Source organism: Halarchaeum nitratireducens, from assembly GCF_017874695.1.
GTDB lineage: Archaea > Halobacteriota > Halobacteria > Halobacteriales > Halobacteriaceae > Halarchaeum > Halarchaeum nitratireducens.
This window is the reverse complement of sequence record NZ_JAGIKY010000007.1, coordinates 49,764-68,214: the sequence shown is the minus strand read 5'-3', so window position 1 is coordinate 68,214 and position 18,451 is coordinate 49,764. Positions and strand designations below refer to the sequence as shown.

General features: G+C 70.2%; 20 protein-coding genes and 2 tRNA genes. 10 read left to right on the top strand and 12 right to left on the bottom strand.

Going from position 1 to position 18,451, the window contains the following annotated elements; translation table 11 throughout:
- Window positions 1-51: 51 nt before the first annotated feature.
- Window positions 52-672 (bottom strand): ribonuclease H, encoded by a 621-nt coding sequence (locus tag J2754_RS08365; protein WP_188876779.1) that lies wholly within the window; start codon window positions 670-672, stop codon window positions 52-54.
- 81 nt (window positions 673-753) lie between these two features.
- On the opposite strand from J2754_RS08365, the gene J2754_RS08360 reads away from it, so the two are divergent.
- Both J2754_RS08360 and J2754_RS08355 read left to right on the top strand, forming a co-directional pair.
- Complete coding sequence (locus J2754_RS08360; RefSeq protein ID WP_211087171.1) at window positions 754-1,266, top strand: CBS domain-containing protein; 513 nt, start codon at window positions 754-756, stop codon at window positions 1,264-1,266.
- A 72-nt stretch (window positions 1,267-1,338) separates the two neighbouring features.
- Window positions 1,339-2,289 (top strand): DMT family transporter, encoded by a 951-nt coding sequence (locus J2754_RS08355; protein ID WP_188876781.1) that lies wholly within the window; start codon window positions 1,339-1,341, stop codon window positions 2,287-2,289.
- A gap of 38 nt (window positions 2,290-2,327) precedes the next feature.
- Here J2754_RS08355 and J2754_RS08350 read toward each other — a convergent pair whose 3' ends face one another.
- Window positions 2,328-2,570: a DUF8028 family protein gene (locus J2754_RS08350; RefSeq protein WP_188876782.1), complete on the bottom strand. Its 243-nt coding sequence runs from the start codon at window positions 2,568-2,570 to the stop codon at window positions 2,328-2,330.
- A 234-nt stretch (window positions 2,571-2,804) separates the two neighbouring features.
- Between J2754_RS08350 and J2754_RS08345 the strand changes: the two genes are divergently transcribed.
- Window positions 2,805-3,230, top strand: a complete 426-nt coding sequence (locus J2754_RS08345) for a hypothetical protein (protein ID WP_211087170.1) — start codon at window positions 2,805-2,807, stop codon at window positions 3,228-3,230.
- A 248-nt stretch (window positions 3,231-3,478) separates the two neighbouring features.
- Here the strand turns inward: J2754_RS08345 and J2754_RS08340 are convergent, their stop codons facing one another.
- Window positions 3,479-3,625 (bottom strand): hypothetical protein, encoded by a 147-nt coding sequence (locus J2754_RS08340; protein WP_188876784.1) that lies wholly within the window; start codon window positions 3,623-3,625, stop codon window positions 3,479-3,481.
- 189 nt (window positions 3,626-3,814) lie between these two features.
- Window positions 3,815-3,967: transfer RNA gene (locus tag J2754_RS08335), tRNA-Met, on the bottom strand.
- 114 nt (window positions 3,968-4,081) lie between these two features.
- Here J2754_RS08335 and J2754_RS08330 point away from each other — a divergent pair.
- Complete coding sequence (locus tag J2754_RS08330; protein WP_188876785.1) at window positions 4,082-5,323, top strand: DUF7115 domain-containing protein; 1,242 nt, start codon at window positions 4,082-4,084, stop codon at window positions 5,321-5,323.
- Here the strand turns inward: J2754_RS08330 and J2754_RS16715 are convergent.
- Window positions 5,307-5,969 carry a DUF5830 family protein gene (locus J2754_RS16715; protein WP_407647936.1) on the bottom strand — a complete coding sequence of 221 codons (663 nt, stop codon included), beginning with the start codon at window positions 5,967-5,969 and terminating at the stop codon, window positions 5,307-5,309. The two genes, J2754_RS08330 and J2754_RS16715, sit on opposite strands and share 17 nt — an antisense overlap.
- 84 nt (window positions 5,970-6,053) lie before the next feature.
- Between J2754_RS16715 and J2754_RS16125 the strand changes: the two genes are divergently transcribed.
- Window positions 6,054-6,695 carry a TVP38/TMEM64 family protein gene (locus tag J2754_RS16125; protein ID WP_211087169.1) on the top strand — a complete coding sequence of 214 codons (642 nt, stop codon included), beginning with the start codon at window positions 6,054-6,056 and terminating at the stop codon, window positions 6,693-6,695.
- Window positions 6,696-6,719: 24 nt separating this feature from the next.
- Here J2754_RS16125 and J2754_RS08315 read toward each other — a convergent pair whose 3' ends face one another.
- Together J2754_RS08315 and J2754_RS08310 are read right to left on the bottom strand one after the other, a co-directional pair.
- Window positions 6,720-6,875 (bottom strand): HVO_2523 family zinc finger protein, encoded by a 156-nt coding sequence (locus J2754_RS08315; RefSeq protein ID WP_188876787.1) that lies wholly within the window; start codon window positions 6,873-6,875, stop codon window positions 6,720-6,722.
- Window positions 6,876-7,010: 135 nt separating this feature from the next.
- Window positions 7,011-10,166, bottom strand: a complete 3,156-nt coding sequence (locus tag J2754_RS08310; RefSeq protein ID WP_211087168.1) for an adenosylcobalamin-dependent ribonucleoside-diphosphate reductase — start codon at window positions 10,164-10,166, stop codon at window positions 7,011-7,013.
- 396 nt (window positions 10,167-10,562) lie between these two features.
- Between J2754_RS08310 and J2754_RS08305 the strand changes: the two genes are divergently transcribed.
- Window positions 10,563-10,757: a DUF8029 family protein gene (locus tag J2754_RS08305; protein WP_188876789.1), complete on the top strand. Its 195-nt coding sequence runs from the start codon at window positions 10,563-10,565 to the stop codon at window positions 10,755-10,757.
- A gap of 3 nt (window positions 10,758-10,760) precedes the next feature.
- On the opposite strand, the gene trpG is transcribed toward J2754_RS08305, so the two are convergent.
- From trpG to trpD, 4 genes are read right to left on the bottom strand one after another with little or no spacing between them, the layout of a single operon-like run.
- Entirely contained in the window at window positions 10,761-11,342 is a 582-nt protein-coding gene (trpG, locus tag J2754_RS08300; protein ID WP_211087167.1) for an anthranilate synthase component II, read from the bottom strand.
- Window positions 11,339-12,922 carry an anthranilate synthase component I gene (trpE, locus tag J2754_RS08295; RefSeq protein WP_425350984.1) on the bottom strand — a complete coding sequence of 528 codons (1,584 nt, stop codon included), beginning with the start codon at window positions 12,920-12,922 and terminating at the stop codon, window positions 11,339-11,341. Before trpE ends, trpG begins: the two co-directional genes overlap by 4 nt.
- Window positions 12,919-13,584: a phosphoribosylanthranilate isomerase gene (locus tag J2754_RS08290; RefSeq protein ID WP_188876792.1), complete on the bottom strand. Its 666-nt coding sequence runs from the start codon at window positions 13,582-13,584 to the stop codon at window positions 12,919-12,921. The genes trpE and J2754_RS08290 overlap by 4 nt, the downstream gene beginning before the upstream one ends.
- A gap of 2 nt (window positions 13,585-13,586) precedes the next feature.
- Window positions 13,587-14,594 (bottom strand): anthranilate phosphoribosyltransferase, encoded by a 1,008-nt coding sequence (trpD, locus tag J2754_RS08285; protein WP_211087165.1) that lies wholly within the window; start codon window positions 14,592-14,594, stop codon window positions 13,587-13,589.
- A gap of 170 nt (window positions 14,595-14,764) precedes the next feature.
- On the opposite strand from trpD, the gene J2754_RS08280 reads away from it, so the two are divergent.
- From J2754_RS08280 to J2754_RS08270, 3 genes are all read left to right on the top strand, one after another.
- Window positions 14,765-14,839 (top strand) — tRNA-Val (locus J2754_RS08280).
- 259 nt (window positions 14,840-15,098) lie between these two features.
- Window positions 15,099-15,515, top strand: coding sequence for an Ig-like domain-containing protein (locus J2754_RS08275; RefSeq protein WP_211087164.1), 417 nt, complete (start codon window positions 15,099-15,101; stop codon window positions 15,513-15,515).
- A gap of 251 nt (window positions 15,516-15,766) precedes the next feature.
- Window positions 15,767-16,924: a CBS domain-containing protein gene (locus J2754_RS08270; RefSeq protein WP_211087163.1), complete on the top strand. Its 1,158-nt coding sequence runs from the start codon at window positions 15,767-15,769 to the stop codon at window positions 16,922-16,924.
- Here J2754_RS08270 and radB read toward each other — a convergent pair.
- Window positions 16,921-17,619 (bottom strand): DNA repair and recombination protein RadB, encoded by a 699-nt coding sequence (gene radB / locus J2754_RS08265; protein WP_211087162.1) that lies wholly within the window; start codon window positions 17,617-17,619, stop codon window positions 16,921-16,923. The genes J2754_RS08270 and radB overlap by 4 nt on opposite strands.
- Window positions 17,620-17,724: 105 nt before the next feature.
- Between radB and J2754_RS08260 the strand changes: the two genes are divergently transcribed.
- The gene (locus J2754_RS08260) at window positions 17,725-18,447 is read left to right on the top strand and encodes a hypothetical protein (RefSeq protein ID WP_211087161.1); all 723 of its coding nucleotides are present in this window, start codon (window positions 17,725-17,727) and stop codon (window positions 18,445-18,447) included.
- The last annotated feature ends 4 nt before the right edge of the window (window positions 18,448-18,451 follow it).

The window sequence follows — 18,451 nt, the reverse complement described above, 5'->3', positions numbered from 1 at the left end:
GTTCTCATTGATCGGCGCGCGTTCGGCGGACCCCGGTTCGCCCGGGCCCGCCTAATCCCCCGCGTGGCGGTTCGCCCGACTCGGCGGCGGGATCTGTGGCTCCTCGGATTCGACGCCGGGCAGGAGACAGCGGGGCGCTTCGTCGTTGACGTGCGCGTACTCCTCGGGCGCGTTGGCGAGGACGTGCGCGGGGTTCTCGCCGCTCCGCAGGTCGGCCGCGCGCAGTTCGCCGAAGCCCGCGACGCGCGCACGGATCCCGCGCCAGTGGTTCGCCGCTTCCGCCGGCACCGCGGCGTCGCGGACGGGTCGGTACTCCGACCCGCGGCCCGCCAGCACCGCGAGGTTCACGTCGCCGGCGAGGGCGCTGTGGTCGACGAGCACGCCGACGTTCGCGTCCGCGGGCGCGCGGTGCGCGAGCACGTCCAGTCCGAGGTGGAGCGCGCGATACTCCGCGACGTTGTTGTCCGGGGCCGGATCGGGGACGGCGAGGCGCGCGACGCGCTCCCCGCTGGCCGTCTCGATGATGACGCCGAGCCCCCCGCCGTCGCGGGCGAACGACCCGTCCGTCGCCACGTAATACTCCCGGTGGTGGGTCCGCGGGTGGTGGGCGATGTGTGGGGTCGGTGCGTCGTCGAACAGCTCGCGTAACCGTTGCCGGCCCACGGTGGCCATGCGGATGGCTACCCCCCGCGAGGACTTAAACGGTGCGCCGCCCCGCAACTACTACGATCCCCGGCCGCCGACGTGTCCGGTATGGCGCTCACCGCCCGCGACCTGATGACGACGGACGTCGAAACCGTTGCTCCCGACGACGAGATCAGCGAGGTGCTGACGAAGCTCTCCCGGCGCGACTTCACGGGGTTCCCCGTGGTCGATGGCACCGACCTCGTCGGCGTCGTCACCGAACACGACCTCGTCGACATCTTCCAGCCGAGCGGGCGCACCCTCTACGTGCCCTTCGGTCTCCCCCCCTTCTTGGAGAGCCTGACCTACGCCCTCGATCTCTCGTGGGACGAACTCGACGTCGAACTCGACCTCGTGAAGAACGCCGGGCGGCCGATCCGCGAGGTGATGTCGCGTGACGTGCGGACCATCGGCCCGGACGCGCCCATCGACGACGTGCTCGCCGTCCTGGTCGACGAGGACGAGGACGTCAACCGCATCCCGGTCGTCGAGGACGGCGTGCTCGTCGGTATCGTCGCCAGACAGGACGTCCTCGGTGCCATCTACCGCGAACGGACGGCCGACGCGGCCGACTCCGAGTAACGCTCTCCGTCCCGACGGCCGCGGCCGCGGTCGCATCGAAACGTTGAGTGGTCCGCGACGCCTCCCGCCGCCGTGTCCCGATACCGTGACGCCCTCCTGTTCTGCGCCCTCGCCGTCGCGTGGGGGTCGGCCTTCGTCGCCATCAAGGCCGGCCTCGAACACGTCGCACCGGTCTTCTTCGCGGCGCTCCGCTACGACCTCGCAGCCGTCCTGATGTTCGGGTACGTCGCCGCGCGCGCCGACCGGTGGCGCCCGCGGACGCGCCGCGAGTGGCTCACCGTCGCCGTCGGCGCCGCGCTCCTCATCGCCGCCTATCACGCGTTCCTCTTCGTCGGCGAGGCGCGCCCCGGCGTGACCGCCGCCGCGGCCGCCGTCGTCGTCAGTCTCAGCCCCGTCCTCACGACCGCGTTCGGCCGCGTCGTCCTCCCCGACGATCGGCTCTCCGCGCTCGGCGCTCTCGGGCTCTGCTGTGGGTTCGTCGGCGTCACGATCATCGTCGTCCCTCCGACGGTCGTGACCGCGGGCGACCTCTCCGCGATCCTCGACTCGAACGCTGTCGGCACGCTGCTCGTCCTCTGCGCGACCGCGGCCTTCGCGCTCGGGAGCGTTCTCACCGAGCGCCTCGACACCGGACTGCCGCCCGCGACGATGGAGGCGTGGTCGATGCTCCTCGGCGCGCTCTCGCTCAACGCCGCGAGTCTCGCGCTCGGCGAACCGCAGACGATCCCGCTCACCGTCGACGCGCTCGGCGCGCTCGCGTACCTCTCGGTCGTGGCGAGCGCGTTCGGCTTCCTCCTCTACTTCGATCTCCACGAGCGCCTCGGCTCGGTGGAGGTGAACCTCGTCTCGTACGCCGCACCGATCGTCGCGGCGCTCGTCGGCTGGTGGCTCCTCGGCGAGTCCCTCGACCTCACGACCGCCCTCGGCTTCCTGATCGTCTTCGCGGGGTTCTGTCTGCTCAAGCGCCGCGCGCTCTACGCGGAAGTCACGCGACTCGATGGCCGCGGTCGGCGCGCGGACTGAGCACCATACGAGTCGGTCCGGAGAACGAGAGACGGGAGCTAGTCGGCGTGGTACTCGCGGCCGACGACGAGCGAGACGACGTGGAGGGCGATCAGTAGCGCGAACGCGTATCGCGTCCCGGTCGTCTGCAGGCCGCTGACGACGAGCGGGACGTAGAGGAAGGGGAGGGCGATGGCGCTCCAGAAGCCGAGCGCCTCGATCGGTCTGCGGAGGAGGGCGACCCCCTCCGCGTGTTCACCGAGTCGCCGCAGCGGGGTGTCGTGAAGTGGGTGGTTCGACATGGTCGGGCTGACCTCACTTCGAGCGTGGGGCCCCGACTGCATATAGGGGCGCGATGCTTCCGGTCGTTTCACGCTGTCAGGGGGCGTAAACTCATCTCCCGGCGTCGTTTCACGACGGGTGCTACGCCCTCGAAAAAGTTTATCGAGCGATCTGAGGGAGTGACACCGATCCGCCGAGTCACCGGGGCCGCGGGGGCCGGTACTGGTTTCACGGGGCCGCGAGAACCACCGGTCATGAGTGACGGTCTGACCGTCCCGCCGAACTGGACGCGCGACGATCCGGACTGGGTAGAGGACGTCGGGCGAAAGTACGATCCGCGTACCGTCGTCGAGTACGAACACCTCGACCACCCGCTCCGGGTCGTCCTCTCGCCGTCGCGCGTCCCGGCGGACGTCGCCGACGACGAGCGCGGCTATCGGGTCGACGTCCGGTACGGCGACGTCGAGACGGCGATCGAGACGTTCGAACTCGCGGCCGTCCCCTCGCTCTCCGAGGCGCACGGCGTCGCCGCGGACTTCATGCGCCTCTACACCGAGTTCGGCGCGGGCGGCGATCGCGTCGGGCGCGTCGTCGAAGACATCGCGGCCGTCAAGGCCGACGCGTGGGAGTCGGACCACGACGCGCTCGTCGGTGACGTCCACGTGACCGCCCTGTCCTGACCCGCGCTCGTCGGTGACGACTATCGCGCGTCCGGTACCCCGTTCACCCGTACCGAACGTGGTGCTCTGCGTCTCCGCGTCCGCCCACTCCCCGATCGACACCGTCACCGTCTCGTTCGCGTCGGCTCCGGCCACCGAACCGGCGCCCGTGTCCCCCACCGTCGCCGTGGCTGTGGTCGTCGTCGCCGCCTCGGGTGGCGTCGTCTCGGTCGGTGCTGGCGGCGTAGTCGTCGACGTGACCGCGGTCGTCACCGTCGGCTCGGGTGGCGTGGCACTCGCGTCCGTACCTCCGACAGTCGACCGGTCCCGCCGAACAGCGCCGCCCCGCCAACCGCGACGACCACGAGCGCGAGCGCGAGCACGACGCCGACGATCACGCGTCCCCGGATGTCCATACGACGGCCTCCCGGTCCGTGCGCAGTTGTTAGCCGCTCGAAAACGCGGCTCAGACCGCTCTCAGGATGCGAAGTGGGGACGCGACGACGTACAACGCGGGGGAGTGCGGCCGCCACGGACCGCTCCGTTTCGTCCTGGAGCCGCTGGGTTGCGCGGGTGCTCCGTGCGTCGTTGAACCGTGAGTAGAGTGCCCGGGGAGGGGTTCGAACCCTCGGCCTCCGCATGTCCCAGGTTCGAGGCTCGGCGGGCCTCGGGGGACACGCACAGCCACCGAATGGCTGCCGCACCGAATCTCGGAACCCTATGAGTGCGGCGCTATGACCAGACTAAGCCACCCGGGCTCACCCGTCCATAATCGGAGGTCGCGTATTAAAGTTCTCTTTCGACAGCGCACCGCGGTCACACGGCCCACAATACGGCGTCGATTTTATGCTCGGGCGCGCGTACGACGGCGTATGGACGTACCCGCCGCCGTCGCGTCGGCGCTCGATGAGGAGTCGGTCGCCGCCCGCGTACCCCTCCGCGGTGACGACGCGCTGTTCGTCACCCCGACCCGGACGCTCGTCTATCACGCCGACGGCCTGCTCAGCAGCGAGTCCGTCGAGGAGCTCGGCCACGACGCCGAACGCGTCGCCGTCGACGACGGCCGACGGAAGACCACGCTCACCCTCGACTACGGCCTCGACGGCGAGCGCTCCGTCGTCGTCCCCGCGGGCCGCGTCGACGACGTCCTCCATCCCGTTCTCGCGGGCGTGCTGAACGCCGCAGGGGTCACCGACCCCGGCGAATCGGTCTCCCGAACCTACCACTTCAACGAGCTCACGCTCGCCGTTACCGACCGCCGCCTCGTCCGCCACGTCGGCGCGGCCGTCTGGGACGAGGACTACGACGAGATCGATTACGCGGACGTCACGGGGTTCGACACGGAGGAGGGGAGCGTCGCGAGCCAACTCGTCCTCGAAACGACGGGACGCACACAGCGCATCAAAGTGCCGAACGAGCAGTTCCGCGACGTCCGCGAGACGGTCGAGGAGGCGCTCTACGAGTTCCACGGCGTCCCCTCACGCGCCGCGTTCCACGAGGCGATGCGCGAAGAGAGCGCGGACGAAGCGTCCGGTGCGGCCGGCGAGTCCGACGACGCCGACGACGCGGACGCCGCCGTCGCCTTCGCGGACGCCGGCATCGACGCCATCGGCGAGCGACGCGGAGAGCGACGCGACGCGGCCGCGGGCGGGGACCGCCACGCCCCCGAGCGCGACGCGAGCGCGGCCGCCGTCGACGCCGACCGCATCGAGACGACCGCGACGGACGACGCGAATTCGGCGGGCGACCCAGACCCGGCGGACGACACGGGTCCGGCGGACGACGCGAACCCGAGAGTCGATGCGACAGGCGCGACGCCCCGTGACGACGCGACCGCGTCGGAGGCGGAGGCGGGCGATTCGATCGCCGCGGCCGGCGCGTCCGTGACGTCCGACGGAGACGAGACGCCCGAGCGCACCGCGCCGTTCGACAGCGACGCGCTCGTCGCCGAACTCGAAGCCGCCCGGGACGCCATCGCGGACCAGCGCGACCGCGCGGAAGCACAGCGAGACACCCTCGAACGCCAGCGCCGGGCGATCGACGCCCAGCTCGACGCGCTCGACGAGCAACGCGAACGACTTGAGGACGCCCTCGACGCTATTCCCGACCGGTGACCTTCCGGATGCACGACGAGCCGAACGGCCCGATTTCGCCCGCGTCGAGTCGGATGAAATACCCCTCGGAGAGTCCGGTCCCACAGCGCCGACAGGAGAACTCCCCCTCTTTCGTCACGACGTCCGCACCGAAGCGGACGTAGCCGCCGCCCTGGGGGCGGACGGTCGCGCCTTCGCGATCGATGAGCCCGCGCTCCTCCGCGGCCTCGATGATCTCCCGAACGATCCGCGGGTGCGTCGACACCGTTTCGACGCGGTCCATCAGCGCCGCCATCGACAGCTCGTCGTCCTCCAGTCGCTCGATCAGCGCGACGCCGAGCTCGATCGGATCCGGGTCCGCGGGCGGCTCGATCGGGTCTGCGTCCCCGGCCGAGCGTCGACCGTCCCCGGCGGCGCTCTCGTCGCGTCCGCTGTCGCGCTCGTCGGAGCTATCGCGCTCGTCGTCGAGCCTCCGCTCCCTCTCGCCCTCGTCTCCGCCGTCGCTCGCCGCGTGCCCGCGCGTCTCACCGCTCTCGTCTCCCGTCGCGTCGTCCGCGCGAAACCGCGGGTCGCTCAGCGAGGTCTCAGCGCTGTCCGGCTCCCGTGCGTCGCCGTCCTCGTCGCTCGCGGGCTGTTCGGTCGCGTGCCCCGAGTCCTCTCGCGTCACTACGCCACCCTGCGGTCGCCGACCACATAGCGCCTGCGGACGGGAGAAGAAGACCTATTCCCGCCGCTCGCGTAGCCGCGGATCGTGCCTCCGAGTCAGCGCGCGCGCGCCGTCGCCGTCGTCGCCGTCGCGCTCGTCGCCACCGCCGCCCTCCTCGTGTCGCCGGCGGCGGCGCTCGACCGCGTGCACGCGCTCCTCACGAGCCCGTGGTTTCCCCTCCTTCTCGTCGCTCTCTACGCGCTTCGCCCCCTCTTCGCGTGGCCGATAACGGTCCTCTCCGCGCTCTGTGGCTATCGATACGGCCTCGTCCTCGGCCTCCCGATCGCGCTCTGTGGCGCCGTCGCCACGAGCCTCCTCCCGTACTACGCGGGGCGTCGGGTCCCGACCGACGGCGGCGGCCTCCTCGGACGGCTCACCGCGGGAAGCACGGCGTACTTCGAGCGCGCCGGCGGCGTGCGGGGCGTCGCGGCCGCCCGTCTCGTCCCCACGCCCGCGGAGGCCGTCTCCGGTGCGGCGGGTGCCGGCGGCGTTCCCGTCCGCGCGTTCGCGCTCGGGACGCTCCTCGGCGAACTCCCGTGGACCGTCGCCGCCGTCGTCACCGGCGCCGGCCTCGATCGCTTCGTCGTCTCGGCCGTCGAGGTCGACCCCCGCCTCGTCGCCGGGATCGCGGCCGTCGGCGTGCTCGCCGTCGTCGGGCCCGCGTACGCGTGGTGGCGCGAGCGCTGACCCGTGTCGGGACGCCGACGCGGGTCAGCGCGTCCAGAAGGTGTCCCCGCAGTCGTAGACGACGCCGTGGCTCGGGCAGACGTACTTGCAGTGGCGCTTGTACAGCGCCCGGTCGCACATCGGGCACGGCCGTCCGCTGGCCTCCGCCGCGTCGCTCGCCTCGCCCCCGGCGTCGCTCATACGCGACACTCGCGGCTCGGAGGCAAGAGCGTTACGCGTGTGCCGACGGAACCCGGTGCGAGCGAGGACGCGAGCGGAGACGGACGGAGGAGAGGAGAACCGTGAACGTGCGGACCGACTCAGCGTCGCGTCAGCTTACGAGCACTCCGACCAGCCACACGACTGGCAGGTCTTGCAGCCCTCGGAGTAGTAGAGGTCCATCGCGCCGCAGTCGGGACACTCGGGGCTCTCGCCGGCCGCGAGGAGGTCCGCGGTCGCGTCGTCGTCGGCCGTGCCGGACTCGGCGGGCTCGCCGACGTCTGCGTTCGGGGAGACGGCGTCGCCGACGTCGACGTCGGCGCTCGCCGCGCCCGCGCCGTCCGTCTCGACGCTCGCGGCGTCATCCTCAGCGAGCTCGGTCAGGTTCTGCTGTTTGGGGACCTGCTTGTCGATCTCGCCGTCGAGGTAGCGGCGCATCGCCGTGCCGATCGCGTCCGGGATGGAGTTGATCTGCTCGCCCTTGTCCCACGCGACCTTCGGGCTGCGGATGCCCTGGAGCTCGCTCGCGATCTCGTCGGGGTCCACGCCGGCGCGCAGCGCCGTCGAGACCGTCTTCGCGAGCGATTCCGTGAAGGAGGCCGTGAAGCCGCCCGAGTTGCCGATGTTGGCGAAGAGCTCGAACGGCCGGCCGTTCTCGTCCTCGTTGATGTTCACGTAGAGCTTCCCGTAGCCCGTGTCGATGCGCTGGGTGACGCCGTAGAGGACGTCCGGGCGCGGGCGCTTCTGGGCGCCCTCCGGGGCGACGTCGATCTCGACGAGCTCGTCGACGTCGTCGCCGACCGCCGCGCGGACCTCCTCGTTGTCGAGGAAGCCCTCGAGGTCGCCGAACGTCTCGCGGATGCTGTCCAGCATCGCCTCGGCGGCCTCGTCCTCCTCCATGTCGCTGAACTCGGTGTTGTCGGCGCGCGTCGTGAGGACCTGCTTCGAGCGCGTCCCGTCGCGGTAGACGGTGACGCCCTTTCCGCCGTGCTCGTAGATGTACTCGTACACCTCGCGCATGTCCTCGACGGACGCGGAGTTCGGGAAGTTACACGTCTTCGAGATGGCGGAGTCGACGCCGTCCTGACACGCGCACTGGACCGCGGCGTGCTGGATACCCGTGAGGTCGGCGGTGACGACGAAGAGTTCGCCGATGGCGTCCGGGACGGTGGAGAGCCCGGAGACGCCGTCGAACTCGTTGTTCGCCATCTGCGCCTGGGCCTCTTCTTTCACCGCGTCCACGTCGACGTCGTTGGCCTCCAGCGTCCGGAGGAAGTAGTCGTCGAACTCGACGAGCATCTCGTCGCCCTGCACGTCGTCGCTGACGTTCTTGTAGTAGGCGACGTTGTAGATCGGTTCACAGCCGCCGGTGGTGTTGCCGACCATCGAGGTCGTGCCCGTCGGCGCGATCGTCGTCGTGTTGTGGTTGCGGATCGCGTACCCGTCCGCGTACGCCTCGGGATCCTCGCCCGTGTGGTGCTCGAACCACTCGGCGTACTCCGTCGGGTTCGCGTACTTCGAGTTGTCCCACTCGTCGAAGGAGCCGCGCTCCTCGGCGAGCTCGTGGGAGGCGGTCTTCGAGCCGTGGTTGATGTGTTGCATCACCTGACTCGCCACCTCGTTCGCGGGCTCGTCGCCGTAGCGCATCCCGAGTTGGACGTAGAGCTGTGCGAGACCCATGATGCCGAGGCCGATCTTGCGCATCTCGGAGACCTTCTCCTCGATCTCCGGGACGGGGAAGTCCGACATCGTGACGACGTTCTCCAAAAAGCGCGTGCCGGTCTCGATGCGGTAGTCGAACTCCTCGACGTCGAGGGCCTCGTCGAGGAAGCGCGAGATGCCCTCGTCGAGGCTGTCGTACTCGTGTTCCTCGCTCCAGACGCGCCAGTCCGGCGCGTCGTCGGCGACGATCGTCGAGAGGTTGATGTGCCCGAGGTTACAGGCCTCGTACTCCTCGAGGGGCTGCTCGCCGCAGGGGTTCGTGGCGAGCATCTCGTGTTCGGGGTGTTCCTCGACGTCGAAGGAGTGCTCGGTGTTCGCGCGATCGAGGTAGACGACGCCCGGCTCGCCGTTCTCGTGGGCGCCCTCGACGATGCGCTCCCAGATGAGCTCCGCGGGGATGGAGAACTCCTCGCCGACGTCGACGTACTCGCCGAGGTCGTAGCGCGCGTACATCTCCTTCGTCTCCGCGGTGGCGATGTGCGGCTCGCCCGTCCGCGGGTTCGTGAAGGTGAACTCCTCGCCGTTCTCGAGGGCGTCCATGAAGTCGTCGGAGACGCCGACGGAGATGTTGAAGTTCGAGAGGTGCCCCTCGACGGCGTTCCGGAGATGCTTTGGCACCTTTCCGTCCTCGTCGATGAGGTCGCGGGCCTCCTCCAGGGCCTCGCTGAACGTCGTGTACGTGTAGTCGTCGGGGTCGTTGAGCTTCAGGCAGTGGGCCAGCGAGACGTCTTTGTTCTTCGAGTGGATGAACTCGATGACGTCCGGGTGGCTGATGCGCATGACGCCCATCTGCGCGCCGCGGCGCGCGCCGCCCTGCGCGATGGTCTCGCACATCTGGTCGAACGTCTCCATGAACGTCATCGGACCGGAGGCGATCCCGCCGGTGGAGCCGACGGGGTCGCCGAAGGGACGCAGCTGCCAGAAGGCGTACCCCATCCCGCCGCCAGACTGGAAGACCTCCGCGGCCTCCTTGGCGGTCTGGTGGATGTCGGTCAGATCGTCGGCGGGCGAGTCGACGAAACACGCCGAGAGCTGCTGGAGCTCGTCGCCCGCGTTCATCAGCGTGGGCGAGTTCGGCATGAAAGCGAGCCGGCTCATCAGCTCCTCGAAGCGCTCCGCCGTGTCCTCGACGTGCGCGCGGACGTCGTCGGGGAGCTCGGGGACGACCGTCTCGTAGGCGAACTTGTTGACGTTCTCCTCGGTGAGGTCGATCTCGACGTCGTCGTCGACGGCGACGTCATCGCCGAAGACCTCCGCGACGAGCTCGTCGCGTCGCGGGTGATCCGGTTTCACCTGATCGGGCGTGACGGTCACGTCGACGCCCTGCTTTTCGGCCTCGAAGACGGCCTCGGCGAGCGCGATGTTCCGCGCGACCCGCGGGAAGAGGTCCTCTTGGTCCTCGATGAGGTCGCCGTCGGCGTTCTGGCGGAGATAGCGCGCCGGCAGGATGTTGTTGTACGCGTTCTCGGTCATCCGCTCGGCGAGCGTGTCGCCGTCGACGCGCTTTATCGGCAGGGTGATCTCGTCCGCGCCGATGTCGTTCGAGCTCATGCGTCGCGCCTCCGTGCTGTTCGGGACGTACAGGTGGGTTTCGGGCTCATAGGTATGGGGTGGTAAGAGGTCGTTCGAGACGACCCATCGTTACTGGCGGATCCGGCATAGGTGTTGCGTCACGTCGAGTCGGACGCGACTCCCTCACACCCGCACCGGTCTCGCGCGTGCTACGTCCGTATTCGCGGGAGGGCCATAACCCCTCGTAAAGCGGTGTGAAAGTGGCCGACCAGACGCGGCTATCCGACCGCAGTCTACGGCTTTTCAGTTTCGCGCGTCGGTCCGCGCGGCCGCCGCGACGGCCCGCGCACCGACACCCGCTCAACGCCCGCCCGGCGGGGATCACGGTTCGGAGACGCCCCCAGACTTTTCGTCTCACCCGCCGACGGACCGCGTATGGCACCACTCGCATCGACGCTTCCGTTCGTCCTCGGTCTCCCCGGTGGCGACCTGGGTTCGCTCGTCGTCGCGCTCGTCGTCGCGCTCCTCGCCGTCTTCGTCGGTAAGTTCGTCCTGAACGTCGCCTCGAAGCTCATCGTCATCGCCGTGATCGTCGTCGGCGCGCTCTGGCTCGTCTCGACGTTTCTCTGAGCCTCACACGCCCGCGAGGAAGTTCGAGACGACGTCGTGGCCGACGCCCGTGAGCACGCTCTCCGGGTGGAACTGGACGCACTCGATCGGGTGCGTCTCGTGGCGGATCCCCATCGGGAGCGTCTCGCCCGCGTGCTCCGTCGTCGCCGTGACGGCGAAGCAGTCGGGGATCTCGGTACAGATCAGCGAGTGATAGCGCCCCGCCTGGAACCCCTGTTCGAGGTCGCGGTAGACGCCCGCGCCGTCGTGGTCGACGGGGTAGGCCTTCCCGTGGACGGGCGCGGGCGCGTGCCCGACCGACCCGCCGTACTCGTACGCCGCGGCCTCCATCCCCAGACAGACGCCGAGGGTCGGCACCTCGTGGCTGAGGCCGGTGAGGACGTCCGCGGTGACGCCGACGTCCCGCGCGTTCTTCGGGTGGCCCGGACCCGGCGAGATCACGAGCGCGTCCGGCTCCTCGGCCGCGACCTCGGCCGCCGTCGCCGTGTTCTTCAGCACCGCCGTCTCGACGCCACGGTGCTCGCTGACGTACTCGACGAGGTTGTACGTGAACGAATCGAAGTTGTCGACGAAGACGACCTTCATCGGGACGCCTCCTCGGGGATCCGCGCGATCGCGTCCAGCGCGTCGAGCACCCCGCCCATCTTCTTCTCCGTCTCCTCGTACTCGCTCGTCGGATCGGAGTCCGCGACGACGCCGGCGCCCGCGCGGACGCGCACGACGTCCGCGCCCGCCGTTCCCGCGCCGTGCTCGACCGTCGCCGTGCGGATGCAGATGGCGACGTCCGCGTCGCCCGTCCACGAGACGTATCCCACGCCGCCGCCGTAGATGCCCCGCGGCGCGCGTTCGAGCTCGTCGATGAGCTCCATCGCACGGACCTTCGGCGCGCCGGAGAGCGTCCCCGCGGGGAACGCCGCGCGGATCGCGTCGAAGGCGTCGAGGTCGTCGCGCAGGCGGCCGGTCACCGTCGACTCGATGTGCTGGACGTGGCTGTACTTGAGGACGCGCATGAACTCGGGGACGCGCACGCTCCCGGCCTCGCTCACGCGCCGGACGTCGTTGCGCGCGAGGTCGACGAGCATCGTGTGCTCCGCGCGCTCCTTCTCGTCCGCGAGCATCTCGCCCGCCAGCCGCCGGTCCTCCACGGGGCTCGTCCCGCGCGGACAGGTGCCCGCGATGGGGTTGTTCAGCACCTCGTCGCCGTGGACGCTCGTGAGCGTCTCCGGGCTCGCGCCGACGACCGTCCGCTCGCCGTGCTGCAGGACGTACATGTACGGCGAGGGGTTGATCTCGCGGAGCGCCGCGTAGAGCCCGAGCGGGTCGAGGTCACCCTCGCGCTCGCGCGTCCGCGAGATCACGCCCTGGTAGATCTCGCCGTCGAGCACCGCCTCCTTCGCGCGCTCGACCGCCGCCTCGTACTCGTCCCGTGGCCCCGCGCTCTCGGCCACGGGGTCGAAGCCGCCGGTCTCGGGCTCGCCGGCTCCCGCGAGCGCGTCCTCGACGCGTTCGACCTCCGCGACCAGGCCGTCGTAGATCGCCCCGACGTCGTCCTCGGCCGGGTCGACGACGGGCGTGCAGACGAGCGAGAGCGTTCCGGTCGCCCGATCGAAGCGCAGGACGCGCGTCGTGAGGACGAACTCCGCGTCCGGCACGCGCGTCGCCGGGCGCTCGACGCCGACCTCGTCGAGCCAGAGGTCGTAGACGGCGTCGTAGGCGACGAACCCCACGAGGCCGCCGTCGAGCAGTTGGCGTTCGCTCTCGGGGAAGCCCCGGCGCTCGGCGTCCGGGAACGCCCCGCGGAGCTGATCGAGGACGTCGCCGTCGCCCGGCGTCACGCTCGCCGCCGCGCGCGTGTCCGCGAGGCGCTCGACCGTCGTGCCGTCCGGCGTCGCGCTCACGACCGCGTCCGGGGCGTAGCCGACGAACGAGTAGCGCGCGTGTCGATCGCCCACCGCGTCGCGCGGCCGGAACGCCCCGCCCGGGTCGGAGGCCGCGGTCTTCTCCGCGGATTCGAGGAGGAACCCGTAGTCCCCGTCCGCGAGCGCCGCGTACGCGCCCAGCGGCGTGACCGCGGCGTCGATCTCGGCCTCGGCGTAGACGACGCCCGGACCGTCGCCGGCCGCGCGCTCTGCGAACGCCTCGCGAGACACGTCGAACGCCATCAGGCCGACACCTCAGCACCGTCGGCGGACGCGCCTGCCGCGTTCGACACGAACGCCCGCACCGCGTCGTGGTCCTTCACGCCGCCCTCGGACTCGACGCCTGACGCGACGTCGACCGCGTAGGGGTCGACCGCCCCGACCGCCTCCGCGACGTTCGCGGGCGTGAGCCCGCCCGCGAGGATCACGGGGACGTCGAGGGACGCCGCGAGGTCGTGCGTCGCCGTCCAGTCGTGCGTTCGGCCGGTACCGCCCGCACCCGATTCGTCCGTCGAGTCTACCAGCAGCGCGTCCGCGGCGTCGGCGTACGCGCGTGCTGACTCGGGCTTCGCCGCGTCGACCGTCTTGACCAGCGCGGCGTCGCAGTCGCCGGCGAGCCGATCGATCGCCCCGACGTCGACGTCCCCGTGGACCTGCACCGCGTCGGTCCCCACCCGTTCGTGGAGCGCCGGGATCGACTCGATGGGCGCCATCGTGACGAGTACCGTCGAGACGAACGGCGGCACCGCCCCGACGAGGGTCGCGGCGCGCTCGGGACTGATCTCGCGGGGCGTGTCCACCGGCACGTCCACGATGAACCCGAGGGCGTCCGCGCCCGCGTCGACGGCCGCCGCGACGTCGTCTGCGTTCGTCAGTCCGCAGACCTTCGTGCGGGTCCGTCCGGGCATCGTCACTGCTCCACGCTCGCGCCGCGGAGCGCGTCCAGCGTCTCGGCGGCCGCACCGGTGTCGATGGCGTCGCGCGCGGCGTCCACGCCGCCTTCGAGGGTGTCCGCCTCGCCGGCGACGTAGACGGCCGCCCCCGCGTTCGCCAGGATGACGTCGCGCTTCGCGCCCGTCACGTCGCCCTCGACGATCCCGCGCAGATCGGCGGCGTTCTCCTCGGGCGTGCCGCCCGCGATGGCGTCGATCGGCGAGCGCGCCAGCCCGAGGTCCACGGGCGTGAGCGTGTACTCCTCGACGTCGTCGCCGTGGACTTCCGCGACGACGGTCTCGTCGTGGATCGTGATCTCGTCGAGGCCGCTCCCGTGGACGACGAGGGCGTCCTCGACCGGCATCTCCGTGAGCGCGTTCGCGATCACGGGGACGAGGTCGGGGTCGTAGACGCCGAGGACCTGCGCGTCCGCGCCCGCCGGGTTCGTCAGCGGCCCCAGCACGTTGAATATCGTCCGCATCCCGAGCTCGCGTCGGGGCCCGATGACGGCCTTCATCGCGGGGTGGAACGCGGGCGCGTGCATGTACCCGATCCCGTAGGTCTCGATGTGGTTCTCCACGGCGTCGGGCGCGGCGTCGAGGTCGACGCCGACCTCCTCCAGGACGTCCGAGCTCCCCGAGGACGAGGAGACGGAGTAGTTGCCGTGCTTAGCCACGGGAACGTCCGCCGCGGCGACGACGATCGCGGACGTCGTGGAGACGTTGATCGTGTTGTAGTCGTCGCCGCCCGTCCCGCAGGTGTCGACGAGCGGGGACCGGTCGGGATCGATCGTGATCGCGGCGTCGCGCATCCCCTGCGCGAAGCCCGCGATCTCCGTCTCCGTCTCGCCCTTCGCGCGCAACCCGGCGAGCAGCGCGCCGATCTGCGCGTCGCTCGCGCCGTCGAAGACGGCGGTCGCGGCGGCGCGTGCCGCCTCCAGCGTGAGGTCCTCCCCGTCGGTGACGCGTTCGATGTAGTCCTGCATGGTGGACACCGGTGTACGATATCGGCCTATGATGTACAAGTCTGTACACCGGTATAAGCCTGTCGCGCTCACGGCGGGTGAGAGTCGTCCCCTCGCCGGCTCCGGTTCGAAACCTTCAACTGTGACCGGGGGTAACGGAGAGATGCGTTCGGAAGCACGCGACGCCGTGCGGGTTGGTGGTCTAGTCAGGCTATGACACCTCCTTGACATGGAGGAGGCCGGCGGTTCAAATCCGCCCCAACCCACTCGACCTTTTGCTGCGCGCTAACTCCGTTAGCGCTAGCAAAAGCTCGGCCAAAAGCACTCCTCTTCACTTCGCTTCGCTCCGTTCGGTCGTCGGCCAGCGCGCGAAGCGCGCTGTGAATCCCCTCGCTCGGGCTTTTCAAGCCGCTCGCTCGGCGAACGCGATCCTCGTGGTCTGTTCAGCCCGGTCGTCGTTGCAGGACCCCTCTCCGTTTTCGTCGTCCCGAAGACACTTACCGATCCGCTCGACTAGTCTCGATTGTGTCACGTTCGGGCCTCCTCGTCGCTTTCGTGGCGTGCCTCGCGGTACTCGCGGGGTGCTCGGGCGCGCCCGTCGGCGACCACACGCAGACGCAACTCCGGACGTACGCGCTCCCGATGCACGCGGTGAACCACGATGACGCGAACCACACCGTGCGCGTCTCGATCCACGCCCACGGGGACGCCCGCAGCGACGAGAACGTCACGCTCGCACCCGGAGAGCGCCAACGCGTCACGACGCTCACGTCGACGAACGCGGACGCGGGGACGACGTACCGCATCGAGGCGCGACTGGACGACGAGCGCGTCGCGCGGAACGTCACGGTCACGGAGGCCGTCGCTCAGCGGGGGACGACGGCGACGCTCGTCGTCACCGACTCCGGCGGCCTGCGCCTCGACGTCGCGGCGTCGTCCTGACCGAGACGCGCCTATCCGTCGAGGGTCGCGCCGCAGTCGGGACAGGTCCCATCGAGGTGGGTGACCGGGGCGTTGCACTCCGGACAGAACTCGCGGTAGCAGACACGCTCTCCCATGTTTGGGCTTACCACGTACACTCTGAAACGTCTTTCGGCGCACCGCTGAGGGCTGCCACGTCGGTTCCGCGAAACGGCGGTTCGCGGGCGCCTGCAACAACCCTTTAGACCCTCCCGGGCCAACTCCGCGGGTACATGGACATCTCCGATATCGCAACGCAGGACTACACCGAGGTCGACGCCGAAGAGCGACTCGGGAAAGTGCGGGCCCTCTTCGAGGACGAGAACCCGAAGGGCGTCATCGTCACGCGCGCGGGCGGCGCGGAGTACGAGGGCGTCATCACGCAAAAGCAGCTCCTCAGCTCGCACATCGAGGACGACACGCGCGCGATCACCCTCGCCAACCCCAGCGGCAACGCCCCGAAGCTCACGCGTACCGAGAACGTCCGTGACGTCGCCCGGAAGCTCGTCGAGGGCGGGACGAAGATCGCGCCGGTCTTCGAGGCCGACCGGCTCTGGGGGATCGTCACCGAAGACCACATCCTCGAGGCGGTCCTCGACAATCTCGACGCGCTGACCGTCGAGCAGATCTACACCGCGGACGTCGTCACCGTCGACGAGGACGCCACCGTCGGGACGGTCATCAACCGCCTGCGCGAGCACGGCATCTCGCGGCTCCCCGTCCTCGACGAGGACGGCGACCTCACGGGCGTCGTGACGACCTACGACCTCGTCCACTTCGTCACGCGCGATATCGAGAAGACGACGCGCGGCGACCGACGCGGCGAGGTCGAGCGGATGCTCGATCTCCCGGTCGCCGACGTCATGTCCGAGCCCGTCACGACGATCCGCCCCGACGACAGCGTCGAGTCGGCCGTGCGCACGATGCTGGAGAACGACTACGCGGGCCTCATCGTCACCACGGAGAACGAACCCGACACGGTGGCCGGCGTGCTGACCAAGACCGACGTGCTGCGCGCGCTCTCCTACACCGAAGAGGAGCACATGGACGTCCAGATCACGGGCATCGATCTCCTCGACGCCCTCGCCCGTGAGGACGTCCGTGAGGGAATCGAACAGGTCACGGAGAAGTATTCGAAGCTGCACGTCCGCCACGCCCACGTGCGTTTCCACGAACACAAAGAGCGCCTGCGCGGCACGCCGCTCATCCAGTGTCAGATCCGCCTCCGGACGAACAAGGGCCAGATCGCCGGCACGGGCGAGGGCTACGGTGCGGACAACGCCTACTACATGGCGCTCGACACGCTCGAACGCAACGTCCTCGAAGTGAAGGGCGTGCAGGCGGATGAGGAGTACCAGGGACAGCTCCTCCGCAAGCTCGGCGAACTCTAGAAGTCGGTACCGTCCGCGGGCGCCTCGAGTCCCCGATCCGTAATCTCGAAGCGCGCGCGCTCTCCCGTCGGCTTCGCTCGGTGCTTCTCTAAGATCGCCCGTCGGGCGTCGCCGCGGAACCGTTCGAGTCTGACGACCGTCGCCGTCCAGTGTTCGAGGGTGTGCCCGCCGAGCGGGCGCGTCCGGTCGGCGTCAGGGTCGGTGTACACCTGATTCGTCACGAGCGCCGCGAGCTCGTGTTTGCGCGCGAGCGAGAGGAGGTGCGTCACCTGCCGTGCGACCTCGCGCAGCGCCTCGCCGTTCTCGCTTCCGGCCTCGGTCCGCCGCAGCCGGTAGAACCCCGTTGCGGAGTCGAGGACGAGGAGGTCCGCGCGCTCCGCGAACCCCTCCGCGTCCTTCACCGCCTCGGCCTGCTCGTCGAAGTCGTGGGCCTCGCTGACGACGATGCGCTCGGCGGCGGCGTCGGGGTCGTCCGCGACCGCCGAGAGCACCTGCTCGAAGCGGTCGGGCGAGAGCCCCTCAGTGTCGACGTAGACAGCGGTCCCGCCGTTCGCGGCGACGTGCGCGGCCGCGGCGAGCGCGACCGTCGTCTTCCCCGCGCCCGGCGGGCCGTACACCTGCGTGACCGCCTCGCGCTCCAGTCCGCCGCCGAGGAGGTCGTCGAGCGGCGCACACCCCGTCGTCAGTGCACTCATTCGTCGACAGTAGCGCGCCGCTCGGGAAAAACGCGCCGATACCCGGGGTCGCGCCTCCACCCACGCCCGGGAAGGTTTTTGCCCGCGCTCGTCGTGCGTCCCGTCGTGATCGTCGTCGACACCGACGACTTCGAGGTCTACCACGAGGTCGTCGGCGAACTCCGCGAGCGCGGTGTCGCGTTCACGACCGTCGAACCCGGGGACCCCCTGCCCGCCGACACCGACGCCGTCATCACGGGCCCCGGAGACGACGTGGACGTCCCCTGTGACGTCGTCGTCGCGGACCCGGACGATCCCCGCGTGGCCGTCGAGGAGGCCCTGACCCTCCTCCGTGGCGGCGGGCGCACCGTCGTCGGTGTCGACCCCGGGCCGCGACCCGGAATCGCCGTCCTCTCGGGCGATCTCGTCGTCGCCGTCTTCCACGTCCCCGTCGCGGACGCGGCGGACGTCGTGCTGGAGGAAGTCGCGGACGCCCCCGATCCGCTCGTCCGCGTCGGCGACGGCGCCCGCCGCCACGGCGTGCGGATCATCGACGGCCTCGACGACGTGACGGTCGAGCTCGTCGACGAGACGGGGACGACGCCCTACCTCGGACGCGGCGCGCGCGGGATGGACGACGTGCTCGCCGCCGTCAACATCGCGCGCCTGACGGGCGACGTCGTCGGCGGGCGCAGCTTCGAACCGACCGCCGGCGAGCTCGACGTCATCAAGCAGCGCTCGCGCGAGCGGTCCGCCGAGAACCGCACCATCACCGAGGACCTCGCCCGCCGGGTCGCCACGGGCGAACTGACGCTCGACGAGGCGCTCGAACGACACGAGGGCGAGTAGCGTT